The sequence below is a fragment of the Enterococcus malodoratus genome, from assembly GCF_027659535.1.
Taxonomy (GTDB): Bacteria; Bacillota; Bacilli; order Lactobacillales; family Enterococcaceae; genus Enterococcus_A; species Enterococcus_A malodoratus.
In genome coordinates this window covers 113,183-127,596 of record NZ_JAQDPG010000012.1, presented here as the reverse complement: position 1 = coordinate 127,596, position 14,414 = coordinate 113,183, and the positions used below count along the sequence as shown (strand labels likewise).

Below are 14,414 nucleotides of genomic sequence, written 5' to 3'. Positions count from 1 at the left end.
TAATCCCTAATTCGCTACCATTATTCCCAACACTTATTTGTTGCTTGTGCTAACATCTGCAGGAAAAATCACATCAACCGTTTTTCGTGCCTGCGTTTGAATCTTCATGGTTTCCAATGAGACGTCCATTAATCTTTGTGCTTTCTCCGCTTTCTGGTGATCAATGATATCGCAAAGGGCTACAAACTCGTGATACATTCTGTGTTTTCCTTGATTTAATTCATAAACCTGCTCATCTGATGAATCATTCATCAATAATTTGAATTTGGCTACGACATTGGCAGAATCTTCAATGATAATACAACCTTTATCTCCTTGGATCGAAGTTACGATCGGTGCTTTACAATCCTTAGCTGCGATACAGACTGCTTTGAAATCCCCATAATCCATGTTCAAAATACCCGAAGTATCGATTCCCTTTTGAATATTCCCTTGATAGCTCACCTTGTCGGTTGAACCAAACAAGGTAACCATTAAGTTGATATTGTAGATATTCAGATCCATCAACGCGCCGCCCGATTTTTCTGGATCAAAGGCTGGTTGAACGATCCCTTGCTTAAACGCATCATAGCGTGAAGAATACTGTGAATAGTTGGCGGATACAATTTTAATTTCTCCTAAAGTTGGCAATAACTCTTTGATTTTCAATACATTCGGTAAGAAACGAGTAGAAACAGCTTCTAAAACAAACAAGTTTTTTTCTTGCGCCAAATCAGCTAGTTCCACCGCTTCCCGATAATTTGACGTGAAGGGCTTCTCACAAATGACATGTTTATCTGCCAGCAATGCTTTTTTGGTAAACGCATAATGGAGATGATTTGGAACACCTACATAGATAGTATCAATGTCAGGATCTTTTAACATCTCATCATAGTTAGTGTACTGTTTGTTGATTCCATGTGTTTCTGCTAATTCTTGAATTACTGTTGCTTCGGATGGCGTCGCACAGATCGCTGCTAGTTCCATCTCGCTGATTTCTCCCGCAAAACTCAGCAGATCATGGACGATCATTCCTGCACCTAATAAACCTACTTTCATTATTTCGCCTCCTTTGCGACTTTCATTGCTGCTTCGATAATTTCTAAAACAGCTATAACTTCTTCATCCTTAACGATTTTTTCTGCGTTACCAGCTACGACATCAAAAATGTTGTCATAGATAAGACCGTAATCGCCTTTTTCAACAGGAACTTTCATACTCACTTCTTGCCCCTCTTGATCCATATAGGACAAATCGCCCCAAAATTCTTCATCATATTCCTCTGTTGGCAACGGATAAGGACCATTCGGTTTTGCCTTAGAAGAATTATGTCCAAGCGATGGCATCAGGAAGCTTCCTTTTTTCCCATGAACGATGAAACTAGGATAATCAAGCTTCACATAATAGCTGGTCTTCACGATCGCTTTTAATCCATTCGGATAGAAGAAATCGATGTCATAATAATCATCCGAGATTCCTGGGTTATCAATGCTGCGCACATCATAGACAAGTTTTTCTGGAACACCGAACTCTCCAACAATCTGATCAACCGGATGAACAGCCAGTCCATAAAGAACACCCATCCCTTTATGATCTGCAATACTTGGACGATAATAATCATAGTGAGATTCAACTTCGATCAACTCACCTAAAACATCGGATTCAATCACTTTACGAACCGTGCGCATATCCGCGTCAAAACGACGATTTTGATTGGCCATAGCCAAAAGTCCCTTTTCCTTCGCAAGAGCAAAAACTTCTTTTGCTTCCTCACTGGTCATAGCGAAAGGTTTTTCAGTCAGAACGTTCTTTCCACTCTCTAAGGCCATTTTGGTATAGGCAACATGAAACTGATCCGGCGTGTTGACCACGATCAGATTCACTTCAGGATCTTGCATTACTTCTTCAATCGACGACGTAAACTGAATCGCTGGATACCAGCTTTCCCGTTCTAAGTCCCCCACTCGATCTTCTTCTCTGCGGTAAATATATTTGACTTTCATCTTGTTTTTACGTGCTTCTACATATGGCAAGTGATATTGGCAAACACTGTTGCCAAAACCAATATAGGCAATGACTAACATAAACTTTCCCTCCTAATTCAACAATTATTCAAGTATTAATCACTATTACAATAGCAACTAACAACGACCATCAGCTGATTGGTACAGCTCAACCTTACCACCTGATTTCAACCATTTCGATGGCATGTCGACAAATAGGGTGGCGCTTTCATAAATGCAGATTTTTTGTGAAAGCGGCTTTCACTCACAACTTCAGAAATAAAAATACACCCGATAATTAGACATGTAATCTAACTATCGAGTGTATTTTGAAATTGATGATGCTCTGAACCTACTCATAATCGTACTACTATTCTAAGAAATAGTAGCACTGCAGAGTAAATTATCCTTGTTGACGTCTACGATTCATCCACATCAACACCGCCAAAAGTCCGATGACTATTAATCCTATTATCGTTAAGACAGTAGATTTGCTTTCGCCTGTCTTAGGATATGTTTTCACTGAATAAGTATGCGACCGATGAGTAACGTGTGGTACCTTCACTGTTAGATTGATCTTTCTTATATTCAGTTTCGTCAATTGGACAAACGATGTCTTGTCGGATATTACAAAGTGAAGCGGTATTTGGTCTAATATATAGCCGTCTGGGGCTTTCGTTTCCACAAGACTATATTTTCCGTTCTTTAATCCGCTGACAGATAAGCTGCCGTTTTTATCGGTAACTAATTTGGTTTGAATCGTCTTTCCGTGATTGTCGATTAATTTGAAGTTTGCGTCGGCTAAAACTTCATTTGTTAACGCATCTCTTTTTTCAAGTCTCACGGTTTTCCCTTTTTCTTTATTGGTCTTAGTCAATTGTTTCTGCGTATTTTCATTGGCTTTGATTGTGAACTTGACCGGAGTTTTATCTAATATATACCCCTCTGGTGCTTTTGTTTCTACTAATTGATAGTTGCCGGCATGCAATTTTTTAATCGCTAATTTCCCATTGCTATCAGTGACCAGATTTTTAAGAACCACTTTATTGTCTTTATCTCTTAGTTCAAAAGTGGCACCGGCTAATTTACTTCCGGTCTCAGAGTCGATCTTTTCTAAAATAACCGCTCCGGGAGTTGCCTTATTCGTTTTTGATACTTGAACCGCAGTTTCCTGGTCTTTTTCAATAGTAAAGCTGACCGGGGTTTTATCTAGTTCATATCCTGTTGGCGCTTGGGTTTCGATAAATTGATACTTGCCTGGAGCTAAGTTATTAACTGCTAGTTTTCCATCTGGTCCGGTAGTTAAGTCGTTTTTTACTGGTGTGCCGTCTTGTTTTTCTAATTTAAAGACCGCTCCTTGCAATTTATCTCCAGTAGCGGCATCCGTTTTAGTTAGCACAACACTATCAACAGATTGTTTATTGGTCATTGATACTTGAACCGCAGCGTCTTTTCCCGTTTCAATTTTAAATGTGACTGGCGTCTTATCTAAATCGTGACCAGTCGGCGCTTTTGTTTCAACTAGCTGGTACTCTCCTGGTACTAAGTTATCGATTGCTAGTTTCCCATCGGCCCCGGTTGGTAGACCACTTTGCAAGACTTTACCGTCTTTACTGTCTAATTCAAAAACAGCGCCTTGCAGGTTTTCTCCACTCGTGGCATCTTTTTTCGTTAATATGACCGCTCCAGTGTCTTTTTGTTTATTCATCATTGATACTTGAACTGGTTTCGTCTGGTCCTTTTCAATAGTAAATGTTAGTGGTGTCTTATCTAGCTCGTATCCTGTTGGCGCTTTTGTTTCTATTAATTGATACTCACCCGGCGCTAAATTATCAATTGTCAGTTTTCCATCTGGCCCAGTTGTTAACCCACTTTTTAAAATGTTGTCGTTTTTGTCTCTTAATTCAAAGACCGCTCCTTGTAACGGTGCTTCACTTTTTGAATCCATTTTAGTCAATATGACGATTCCAGGAGCTTTTTTCTTATTCATCATTGATACTTGAACTGGTTTCGTCTGGTCTTTTTCAATAGTAAATGTTAATGGTGTCTTATCTAACTCATATCCGTCTGGGGCTTTTGTTTCTATTAATTGATAGTCGCCCGGTACTAGATTATCAATCGTTAGTTTTCCATCAGAGCCAGTTGTTAAACCAGTTTGTTGGACTTTTCCATCTTTGTCTCTTAGTTCGAAGACCGCACCTTGCAATGGGGCTTCACTTTTTGAATCCATTTTGGTTAGTACAACGGTTCCTGTCAGTGTTTTTTTGTTCGTCACAGATAGATTGATGGGTGTTTCTTGCCCTTCCTTCACTACAAACGGAATCGGCGTGTTGTCTAAATCGTATCCGTTAGGTGCTTTGACCTCGATAAATGAATAATTCCCCGGATCTAATAATCCTGAATTGATAAAGCCTTTTCCATCCGAGGTTAAGCCTTCGACAATCGTTTTATTGGCGGAATCAACGATTTTAAAAACCGCATTTGCTAACGGATCGCCTGAATCTTTATCTGTTTTGTATAAATACGCACTTCCTGCTAGTGTCGTTGTGACATCATTACTGTAGATTGTACTGCCCGCATAGTTAATAGAGGCTTTATTGACTATTTTATCGCCTGGGACAGACGCTGCATTTGCATACGAGACATCGAATTTTATTGCTGTACTTTCATTTGCATGGATGTCTTTTAATAGTTTATAGGAAATACTATTCTTCGTTTTATCATAGCTGACTTCCGAAATATAGTTAGGATCATACGAAGTCGTCTTATCAAAACGAGTATTCTCTGGCAATGGATCGGTAATAATGGTACCCGCATGAACGACATCGCTTGAGCTGGATAGCGTTAATGAATAGCCGATAGTACCTTTTTTCGATGCCAGTGTTTTTTGATCGACGGTTTTATTTAATTTGATGGCTTGATAATGACTGTCATCAATGATCATTGGAACTTTGCTTTGATTGATTTGCGAGCCATTTTCTAATTCTCGTGCATCATTGTATCTCGTTCCAAAGTCTTTTGCCGTGACCGTAGGGTCCACAGATAATCCATAAGTAATGACATAGGCATCATTCGAGCTGACTCCACCAAGATTGACTGATAAGGACCCATCTGTTGTTGAGATTTTATCCTTAAAATCAGACGTTACATAGGTATAATGTTTGGGTGTTCCATTCGAATTCCATTGATCTACTTTATAAATGTTTATGTGTTTATATGGTGACGCATCGCCTGAAGTGACATCTGTTAATATTTTGTATCCATCATGAAGAACAGTATTATTAGGCAACTGATCATTTACGGTCACGTTGTCATAGCTGTTATGATTATAATTCACGATAATCACAAAATTATTATTGTAGGTATCTGGCGTAGTATCGAGCAAATAAACTTTCTGTCCATTTATTTCGTTATAGGGCAGACCGCTGTATTTAAGAAATGCTGGGGCGCCGCTTTGGGAAGGCTGTGTTTCAGAAGTCTTTTTATCTTCACTGACCTGTTCCCCATTTACGTCTAATTGCACACCAAAGTTTACTTCCTTAGGAACTGTTTCATTATTTTCAAAATACGGTGCTCTGAATCGAACCTTGAAGGTATATCCTTGAGCAGAAGTTTGGTCGATTTTCGTCGAATCGTATTTTACGTTAAGAACATAGTTTCCATTGGCATCTTCACTATATGCTGGTGTACCCAAGGAGAATGGATCACCAATAACGATTTGATCAGCCAATTGACTTGGGTCCTGAACAATGGTTTTAGGGATAGAGACACTAACTGATCCATCTTTGCTTAGTTTCCCTGCAGAAGTAGAGAGTGTAACATCTAATTCAACTTGCTGCTGTGAGCCGATCGGATTCGTAGCCGTCAGTGTGACACCAGGATCATCGCCAGCTGCCTTAGGATCGGGAGTTAAATTTCCAGCAGCAGGTTGGATGCCAGCCTTTTCAACCGGCGTAGAGATTGAGTTTCCTTCTACAGGTAAATTAGACGAAACCGCAGCACTGTTTTGGGTAGCTTGCTGACCATCAGTAATGGTGATGGTTAGTTCATTGGTTACTGTTGTGCCTGATCTTCCCGCTAGTTTAAATGTACCGGCTTTATTGCCTTTCAAATAAATCTTTTGTTGATTGTCATTGATCGTTTCTTTTTTCACTTCAGAAATCGATCCATCTTTAGTAAATTGAAAATTGCTTAACTGCTCAGGTGTTCCTTGCAGATCTACTGCAAAGGTCTCACCGACTTTGGCCTCTTTTGAAGCAGTGGAAATCTGCAATGACGTATTTGTTGTTTCTGCGAACACCTGCATAATTCCTAACTGTCCTAAAATCATAAAGAAGCTTGCTAGTAAGTAAACTGTTTTATTCAATACCTTTTTATTCATATTCTTTCACCTTTCGTTATGAAAAAAATCTTGATCATCCTGTAAATAGAATCGTCTTAGCCAGATAACTCATTTTCTTGCCTAAACTTGTTGTCTTTGGTGGATCTCCCGACGATGTAGGTTCATTTTCCATCTTGGCAAGCAGCATCTCCAAGGAACCTATATCCGGCACCTTCTTATCGGGGAAGTTTGTTTTCTTCTTTCTATTCGCTTTGACAATCCGAACTTGATTGTCTTCATATTCAACCACTGCCGGCAATGCTGTATCCTGACTATCGCTTTTTTCCTGTTCAAGGAGGCTCCAGACAAAAAAGGTTGGTTGAACAATCAGCCATGTTCCAAATAAAATAAATCTTTTTTTCATTTTACTCACCTGTATCTTCTAGTCTCTTCATATCCCTATTGAGTAATCGTTCTTTTTTTACTTGGACGATTGAATCGCCAAAAACCTCCCAATCACTGGGAGCCGGCGGATTTTTCCAAACAATTTGTTTTCCTTTGAAGCGAGGAACAACACAGTTGGATACTAAAATTTCTGTATGGCTCGTCAGCCGATCTCCTATCGCTAAGTTTAGGTCTTTAAATCCCTCAATTTGCTTAATAATGAACTTCGTATATTCCTTTCCCTGTGAAAAATCAACGAACACATCGATCGGCTTCTCCACTTGCTCTGGCGGAAGAATATCCAGCAAAATAAACAAATAGTCATAAAAAAAACGAACCATTTGTCCATTGAGATCCTGTTGCTCTTTAGGAAGATACTCTTTGATCACGCCCCAAATAATTTCGGAATAAACGGGATAGACTTCATTGACCGATTGTATTTGTTTATTCGTTGAAAAACTGGAGGTATAGAAGCTGTATATCGCGTGCCGCCTATTCGATTGCCTGACCCTTTGCCTATAGGAATGACTGATTTCTTCGGGAAGCTGGATTTGATATTTTTCTTCTACTTGATGAAGGATCTGGGTACTGATTTGCTGGCTCTTAGTATCAATCGTTGCAAAATAGTCAAACTTAAAATCAATTTCATCCGCTTTTCTCAGTAATCCTTCCACATACAAGAACATTAATAGATAGGACAATTCATCAACTAATTTATCCGAGTCAACTTGAATATACGCTGACAGCTGATTCAACTCTGCGGTTTGAAACACCTTGTTAGAAGACAAAAAAGAATCATCAAGCGAACGATCATTCTTGCAACGAACCAAACTTAATGCTGTTAACACCTTCAACTTGCCCTTTTGCGTCGGAGTCAATCGCAAATCAAAGTGGAACGTCAAAAACTCAATGACTTTTTTTGCCACCTGATTGATCGAATCAGAAAAGGGGCAATAATACCCATTCAATGCTTCAAAGATGATCGTACTGATACTATTTCGAATCATAAGTTCATCTCCTGCAAACTTGCCCTTTTTTATTTTTATCCCCAGTGGTTTAAAAAAGGTGATCAGCTGTTTGCGTGCAGCATAAGCTTTTGACGTACTCAAGAAATGCTCTTGCGCGTATCCATCAATCGTCCCTTGCCCTTCCAGCAAATAGATCATCAGCGGAAAAATATGACTCGTCTCAAAATAGTGAATCTGTAAGAGTTTGATCACTTTCAAATCGATATCCTGAAGCTGTACCACATCTTCTTGTACGATTACTTTCGAATCAAAGCCGTTATTGTGCAGGTCATAATTGATATTATGGATATATTTTTTAATTTTAAACGTGGATTGACCGGTTAACTCTTCCAGCTTTGATATAGAAATATACTCATCAATCGTCAGATCTAGCAGCCGAACAATAAACAATTGGTATCGTTGTTCTTCATCTAGCAATTCATAGATATCCAATTCTATTCTTCCCTCTCACTCGTCTATATATTTTTAAGAATTCAGCCTTATCTCTGACGACGAAAACAGTGCAGAGAATGGCAAAAAAGTTTTTTTAGTACGAGAATAACACAGTTGTTATGTTTGCTCCTAACGATAACTAAGCAGCAGATTAGCGGCTAATGGCCCATTTTCTTGTTCGCAGATTGCGTTTTCCTCCCATTTGCTATCTTATGACATAATGGCGTTTTAAATTGAGCAATGTGCCACTATTTTTTTTTATTTTTTCGTCAAAAGTAAAATATTTAAAAAAAATGCCCTGTTTATTTTTTTTACCCATCTGAAAAAAATTTTATTTTTGACTACGCAAAAAAGAAGAACTCAAAAAAATGAGTCCTTCTTACCTTTAGAAACTAACAAAAAAATCCGCCGCCTTTTTACAGCTGATACTTTACTTTCTCTAGCCGGATCTTCCTACTTACCTCGACAATAATCGACATAACCAAAAGCAAAGGCTTCAATCAATAAAAAGAAAGATGATGAAGTCTGCAGCCACCAATCAGTCGGGTTGGGACTGCGGCTGCTGGAAGCATAAAGGGAATAATCGGATCGGCCAGATAATAAATTGTTTTGCATATTCGTGATTGATACGATCGTTGAACGATAGGTTGAAAGAACATTTAGAACATTAAAGAGATGCTGATTCTCACCAGATAATGACAAGACAAAAATAAGATCATCTTCGGTAATGTTTTCCATGATTCGCTTAAACTCATTGGATTGTGAAGATGCTGGAATCATTTGTGCTGGTTTTCCAATTAGAAGCAGTAAACGTTGCAATTCTGCTGCTTGGTTCTGCTGCGTAACACCGGTTCCTAATAAATACACATTTCGGCTTTTTTCAAGTGCACGATAGATTGTCTCCCAGTTGTTATCTTCGAGATATTTTATCGTACGTTCCGCGTCAGAAAAAATCCTTTTCTTGAAGGTCGTGTCCTTCACAGCCTCGTTCGGATTATTCTGCCATTTCAAAAAATTGCGCAATTCACTAAAACCAGTAAAACCCAGCTTCTGTGTAAAGCGAATCACTGAAGATTTTGAGGAGTGGCAGATTTTCGCAAAATCGTTGGTCCCCATCGTCGTCATTTCATTCGGATGGGCACGGATGTAGTGAACCATTTGTAGATCAACCTCATTTAATGTTTCATAATGCTGATTGACAATATCGGAAAAAAGCATAACCATCCTCCTTATCCTTTATTCTTATTTTACCTTACAAAAAAACGATTTCAACTTTCCTAAAAAGGTTCTCGATAGAAAAAAGTATTAATGATCGTTTCCAATCATTAATACTTCCATTGGCGTTTACTAATCTAATTCCGGCCACCAGTTACCATTTGCATCGATCATTTCGTCTAAAATTTGTTTGGCGACAGAGGCTGACGGAACTGTCTTGGAGAGCGTCATCGCTTGCCATAATTTTTGATAGGATTTCTCTTCAAAGGCATCCACGACTAGTTTTTCGACCGCGACTTGCTGCTCGATCATCCCCTTTTGAAAATGAGGGATTTTTCCCATGCATAAAGGTTCATAGCCGCGTTTGCTGACGATACAAGGTACCTCGACCATCGCATCGTCGGCCAAGTTAACGATTGCACCTTCATTTTTGACGATTAAAAGCATCCGTTCATAGGTATTATATGCCAGCGCACCGGCCAATTGAACGATAAATTCTGCGTGCTCACCGGCTTCAATCGTTGTATCTTCTGCTGTCTGAGCAGCCGCGATTCTTTCACACTCCGCGAAAACATTTTTTTCACGATTGTCCATTACTTCATTGGCCCGCGTATGATTTGGGTCCGTGTGGGCCACGACATAATCAGGATACAAGTAGTATTTTAAGTAGGTATTCGGTACGGTCGTTGGATCAACGGCATAAACATCTTTGGCTTTTTGGAATGTGTCCATCCAACTATTTTCTTCCAATAATGGATTTCCTTCACCCTCAGCAGCCGCATAGCCATATTTTGCCACGTGTTCTTTCAGTTTCGGCATCAGATCGTTGCCCTGCTTGTCAGTCATTTCAGTCCACCAGCCAAAATGATTCAATCCGTAATAGCGATCAACGATATCACTTTCGCTTTCTAAACCGACAATGTCGGCGATTGATTTTTTGATTGCAACAGGCATATCACAAATGTTAATGATTTTCGCATTCGGACGCATTCTCCGTGTCGCTTCTGCTACGATCGCAGCTGGATTAGAATAATTAAGCATCCAAGCATCCGGCGAATATTTTTCCATATAGTCGATCAATTCAACGACCCCTGGAATAGAACGCATCCCATAGGCCATCCCACCAGGTCCACAGGTTTCTTGACCAACGACACCATATTTTAACGGAATTTTTTCATCCTTTTCCCGCATTGATAGACCACCGACACGGATATGTGCCATCACAAAATCAATATCCGTAAATGCTTCCTCCGGATCCGTTGTTGCTGAAAATTCGATTTCTGGTGCGCGTTCTTTGACGATTACTTCGCAAGCTTTTGCGACAATATTTTGACGATCTTCGTCATTATCGTAAAATTTTAATTTGCGTAAAGGAAATTTATCCTGATTTTCAATTAGCATCATGACGATCCCTGCGGTATAGGTACTTCCTCCGCCTGCAATTACAACTGACTGTTTTTCCAACATCATTCTTCTCTTCCTTTCAAAATAACCACTGCTTAATTTTTATGATTCACTCATTCCTAGTCTTTCGCAGATATCCTCTTTAAATCCTTGAACCCCCATACCAATAATCACTTGGACATTCGTTCCATTCAAAACGACTCCCTTTTGCTGAGAGATTTTCTCTAGTTGAGCAGAATCTACTAACGCTTCATCTTTGACGGTCACTCGCAATCTGGTGAAACAGTTTGAGATGCTCTCGATATTCGCTTTTCCTCCTAGACCCGCAACAACCAAATCAAAGTCATTGCCGCCATCGACTGAAAGTTCACCATTCGAAATGGTAGCCAAAACGGCATCTTCTTCCGTGTCATCCTCTCGGCCAGGAGTTTTGATATTCAATTTATTGATCAATAGAACAAAAACAAAGTACCAGATGACCGACATGATGACGCCGACAATAATCACTAAATAAAATTTGGTGACTGACGGACTGAAAACAGAATTTGAAACGACCGTATCAATCAATCCGTACAGCATATACGTTCTCGCTCCGATTCCCCAAAGAATCGTTTCTGAAACGGCCGTCAATAAACTGTGGATCAGCCACAATAACGGCGACGCAAATAGGAATGAGAAATCTAACGGCTCAGTGATCCCTGCAACGGCCGCCACAAACATGGAGGGCAAGATCATTCCTTTCACTTCTTCTTTGCGGTGTTTTTTTGCACAATGGATTAACGCTAAGGAAACGGCGATCGAGCCGAATATTTTTACAAACCCAAACGTTGCGAACCTTAAGGACGGATCCAAAGTCGTGATTGATCCGGCATTCGCCATTTCTGCATAAAAGATATTCGCCGCGCCATTGTAAACCTGTCCGCCGATTTTTGCGGTTCCGCCTAAAGCGGTAAAACAAAACGGCATCCATAATAGGTGGTGCAGCCCCGTTGGAATCAAGAAACGATTTCCGAATGAATAAATGAAGACGCCTAATAATCCAGTTGTCAAAATAAATCCTGATAAGGACGAAATCCAGCCGTTTACTACCGGCCAGATATAGCTCATGCCGATCGCCGTCACTAAAATGACCGGGATCAAAATCATAAAGGAGAAACGTGAGCCGCCGTAGATGCTTAAGAAATCGACGAACTCTTTATCTGAGAAACGATTGTGAATAAAAGCTACGAGACAGCCCACCAACATTCCTAGAAAAACGTTCATATCCACAACCTGAAATCCTAAAACAACCGCTTGACCGGTCCCAAAAAGTCCCATTTCACCCGCTTCAGCCAATTGATCCGTTAACGTCAGCCAAGCATTGTTGGCCGCCAAAAAGAATAAAAATGCGATCAATGATATAAGTGCTGCCTCAACTTTTTTCTTTTTTGCTAAAGACGCTGTGATTCCTACACAAAAGATCAATGCCAAATTATTTAACATGCTGTCCATCATCGTCTTGATCAATCCGCCAAAGGTCTGTAAAACATTCGGCATGAATTCCAATTGTAAAATAACAGAAATTGCCAGGAATAACCCCATCACCGCCATGAACTTGACTGGAACGATCACCGCTCTGGAAAAGTCCTGCATTGTCTGAGAAAATTTACTTTTCATCTTTTTTCTCCATTCGTTTTATTGAGTATACGTATCTCTTGATCTTAGATTAACAACTTATGAAACCAGTTACAATCCTTCATAGTCTCTTTGGACCCAAGTCCACGGTTAGGAACCAGAAATCGGCGAAATAGTTTTTAATAACAAATATGTCAACTTGATAGAAAACGCCACTTAGTTAAGAGTCATTGCCAATGTTTCCCCAGCCGTCATCTCTTTCAAATTTGATGGAATTTCTAATGAGAGACCCTTCGTTTCCGTTACAATCAGCATGACCGTATTTTTTAGCCCAGCTTTCTTAATCACTTGAGAATCAAACTCTATCAATGAATCCCCCTGCCGAACGTTCTCACCTTCCTTTACCAAAACATTAAATCCTTGATTCTGCAGCGAAACAGTATCGATCCCAACATGAATCAACAATTCACAGCCATTTTTTAACCGCAGACCCAGTGCATGACGCATACGTTCATTTGCACTGACTACCTCGGCATCTGCCGGAGCGACGATCCTGTCCTTAATTGGTTCAATAGCGAAGCCTTGTCCCATCATCCCACTCGAAAAAACTTCGTCCTCGACATCTCCTAACGCAATAAATTCTCCACTGATTGGCGCATAGATTTTTATTCTCTTCTTACAAAACATTTTGTCTCCTCCTTTGCTCCTATAAATGTAAATGGTATCCGAATCGCATTCAATGCTGTTTCGCAGTTATGGACTCAAGTCCAAAAACGGGAACAAAAAACGTGCTCTTCATGATTCCCTGCTTGAACGGACGCACTACAAAAAAAGAAGGAAAGCACATGACCTGCTTTCCTTCTTCCATGATGATTGAGCTTTAATACCCAATTGTTTTTTGTCTTGTCTTTTCTATATAAGATAGAAGTCTTCTTCGGGGGAAACACTCTGTAAATCTAACGCATGCGTTTTGGGTACAAGCTTCACCGTGGAGCTGTATCTTTTCATTTACAGGTTCTCTGCTTCTGTCGATCTCGTATCATTAGAAAGTCAATATATAGTAGAAACTTATTTCGATCTTCCTAAGAAGAATGAAACAATTAAGACTAGAATGATCGCACCAATAATTGACGGTACGATTGCCATACCAGCTAATGAAGGTCCCCAAGAACCTAACAATGCTTGACCTAAAGCTGAACCGACTAAACCAGCTACGATATTTGCGATCCATCCCATACTATTTCCTTTACCAGTGATCGCTCCTGCGATTGCACCGATAACTGCTCCGATAATTAATGACCATAATAAACCCATGATAAATTCCTCCTATTAAATAATTATTTTACTCGTGATTCACGATTTTCTTCGATTTTTTCTTGTGCTTTATCTGTTCCGCGGCTGACAGCGCCTTTAGCTTTGTCTGTTTGTTTTGACGCAAACTCACCAGTTGTTTTCGCAGCGCTGGTTACTTTGTCTTGAACCGTTTCACTGTCTTCTTCGTATTCTGCTTTTGATTTGATGTCTACTACATGAATGTTCACTTCAATAACATCTAAATGCGTCATTTTTGCTACTTCGTCACGAATTACTTCTCTAATGCGATCAGCGATTTTAGGAATATCGCGTCCGTATTCAATGACAACATCCATGTCGACAGCTACTTGTTTTTTTCCGACTTCTGTTTCAATACCGGTAGTAACGTTGTCTGTATTCACTAGTTTTTCTGCAATATTTGAGAAGAAACCGCCGTCCACCGTTAACAATCCATCAATTTGTTCAATAGCCGTACCGACGATTTTTTGAATCACTTTGTCCTCGTAAGTCAAATCGCCTTTCACTTCTGAAGAGCCGTTTGCATTGGTTTGTCCAGATACCGCTGCTTTCTCGTTTACATTTTTGTTTCCATAATTGTTTTCCATTATAAATTCCTCCTGTTTGTATAAAATTAGTTGTTTCACATGCTAGTCCATCAAT

Annotated in this window: 11 protein-coding genes; all 11 read right to left on the bottom strand. The window is 39.7% G+C overall.

Annotated features, from left to right (window positions below; translation table 11 throughout):
• Positions 1 to 33: 33 nt before the first annotated feature.
• The gene (locus PGP85_RS17845) at positions 34 to 1,038 is read right to left on the bottom strand and encodes a Gfo/Idh/MocA family protein (RefSeq protein WP_270328711.1); all 1,005 of its coding nucleotides are present in this window, start codon (positions 1,036 to 1,038) and stop codon (positions 34 to 36) included.
• Positions 1,038 to 2,063 carry a Gfo/Idh/MocA family oxidoreductase gene (locus PGP85_RS17840; RefSeq protein WP_270328710.1) on the bottom strand — a complete coding sequence of 342 codons (1,026 nt, stop codon included), beginning with the start codon at positions 2,061 to 2,063 and terminating at the stop codon, positions 1,038 to 1,040. Before PGP85_RS17840 ends, PGP85_RS17845 begins: the two co-directional genes overlap by 1 nt.
• A 322-nt stretch (positions 2,064 to 2,385) precedes the next feature.
• Positions 2,386 to 6,363 carry a SpaA isopeptide-forming pilin-related protein gene (locus PGP85_RS17835; RefSeq protein ID WP_270328709.1) on the bottom strand — a complete coding sequence of 1,326 codons (3,978 nt, stop codon included), beginning with the start codon at positions 6,361 to 6,363 and terminating at the stop codon, positions 2,386 to 2,388.
• Between the two features lie 34 nt (positions 6,364 to 6,397).
• Entirely contained in the window at positions 6,398 to 6,727 is a 330-nt protein-coding gene (locus PGP85_RS17830) for a hypothetical protein (RefSeq protein ID WP_251867500.1), read from the bottom strand.
• Between the two features lies 1 nt (position 6,728).
• Positions 6,729 to 8,207 carry a helix-turn-helix domain-containing protein gene (locus PGP85_RS17825; protein ID WP_270328708.1) on the bottom strand — a complete coding sequence of 493 codons (1,479 nt, stop codon included), beginning with the start codon at positions 8,205 to 8,207 and terminating at the stop codon, positions 6,729 to 6,731.
• 453 nt (positions 8,208 to 8,660) lie between these two features.
• Complete coding sequence (locus PGP85_RS17820) at positions 8,661 to 9,425, bottom strand: MurR/RpiR family transcriptional regulator (protein ID WP_270328707.1); 765 nt, start codon at positions 9,423 to 9,425, stop codon at positions 8,661 to 8,663.
• Between the two features lie 129 nt (positions 9,426 to 9,554).
• Positions 9,555 to 10,892: a 6-phospho-alpha-glucosidase gene (locus PGP85_RS17815; protein ID WP_270328706.1), complete on the bottom strand. Its 1,338-nt coding sequence runs from the start codon at positions 10,890 to 10,892 to the stop codon at positions 9,555 to 9,557.
• A 36-nt stretch (positions 10,893 to 10,928) separates the two neighbouring features.
• A complete protein-coding gene (locus tag PGP85_RS17810; protein WP_270328705.1) occupies positions 10,929 to 12,482 on the bottom strand; it encodes a PTS transporter subunit EIIC in 1,554 nt (517 codons plus the stop codon).
• 174 nt (positions 12,483 to 12,656) lie between these two features.
• Positions 12,657 to 13,127 carry a PTS sugar transporter subunit IIA gene (locus tag PGP85_RS17805; RefSeq protein WP_270328704.1) on the bottom strand — a complete coding sequence of 157 codons (471 nt, stop codon included), beginning with the start codon at positions 13,125 to 13,127 and terminating at the stop codon, positions 12,657 to 12,659.
• 381 nt (positions 13,128 to 13,508) lie between these two features.
• A complete protein-coding gene (locus tag PGP85_RS17800) occupies positions 13,509 to 13,754 on the bottom strand; it encodes a GlsB/YeaQ/YmgE family stress response membrane protein (RefSeq protein ID WP_010742346.1) in 246 nt (81 codons plus the stop codon).
• Between the two features lie 23 nt (positions 13,755 to 13,777).
• Complete coding sequence (locus tag PGP85_RS17795) at positions 13,778 to 14,359, bottom strand: Asp23/Gls24 family envelope stress response protein (RefSeq protein WP_090405847.1); 582 nt, start codon at positions 14,357 to 14,359, stop codon at positions 13,778 to 13,780.
• Positions 14,360 to 14,414: the final 55 nt, after the last annotated feature.

What these genes read in the sequence shown, in the direction of transcription:
- PGP85_RS17805 (WP_270328704.1), bottom strand. Translation starts at nt 13,127, where the DNA reads ATGTTTTGTAAGAAGAGAATAAAAATCTATGCGCCAATCAGTGGAGAA.
- PGP85_RS17815 (WP_270328706.1), bottom strand. Translation starts at nt 10,892, where the DNA reads ATGATGTTGGAAAAACAGTCAGTTGTAATTGCAGGCGGAGGAAGTACC.
- PGP85_RS17800 (WP_010742346.1), bottom strand. Translation starts at nt 13,754, where the DNA reads ATGGGTTTATTATGGTCATTAATTATCGGAGCAGTTATCGGTGCAATC.
- PGP85_RS17830 (WP_251867500.1), bottom strand. Translation starts at nt 6,727, where the DNA reads ATGAAAAAAAGATTTATTTTATTTGGAACATGGCTGATTGTTCAACCA.
- PGP85_RS17835 (WP_270328709.1), bottom strand. Translation starts at nt 6,363, where the DNA reads ATGAATAAAAAGGTATTGAATAAAACAGTTTACTTACTAGCAAGCTTC.
- PGP85_RS17810 (WP_270328705.1), bottom strand. Translation starts at nt 12,482, where the DNA reads ATGAAAAGTAAATTTTCTCAGACAATGCAGGACTTTTCCAGAGCGGTG.
- PGP85_RS17840 (WP_270328710.1), bottom strand. Translation starts at nt 2,063, where the DNA reads ATGTTAGTCATTGCCTATATTGGTTTTGGCAACAGTGTTTGCCAATAT.
- PGP85_RS17795 (WP_090405847.1), bottom strand. Translation starts at nt 14,359, where the DNA reads ATGGAAAACAATTATGGAAACAAAAATGTAAACGAGAAAGCAGCGGTA.
- PGP85_RS17845 (WP_270328711.1), bottom strand. Translation starts at nt 1,038, where the DNA reads ATGAAAGTAGGTTTATTAGGTGCAGGAATGATCGTCCATGATCTGCTG.
- PGP85_RS17820 (WP_270328707.1), bottom strand. Translation starts at nt 9,425, where the DNA reads ATGCTTTTTTCCGATATTGTCAATCAGCATTATGAAACATTAAATGAG.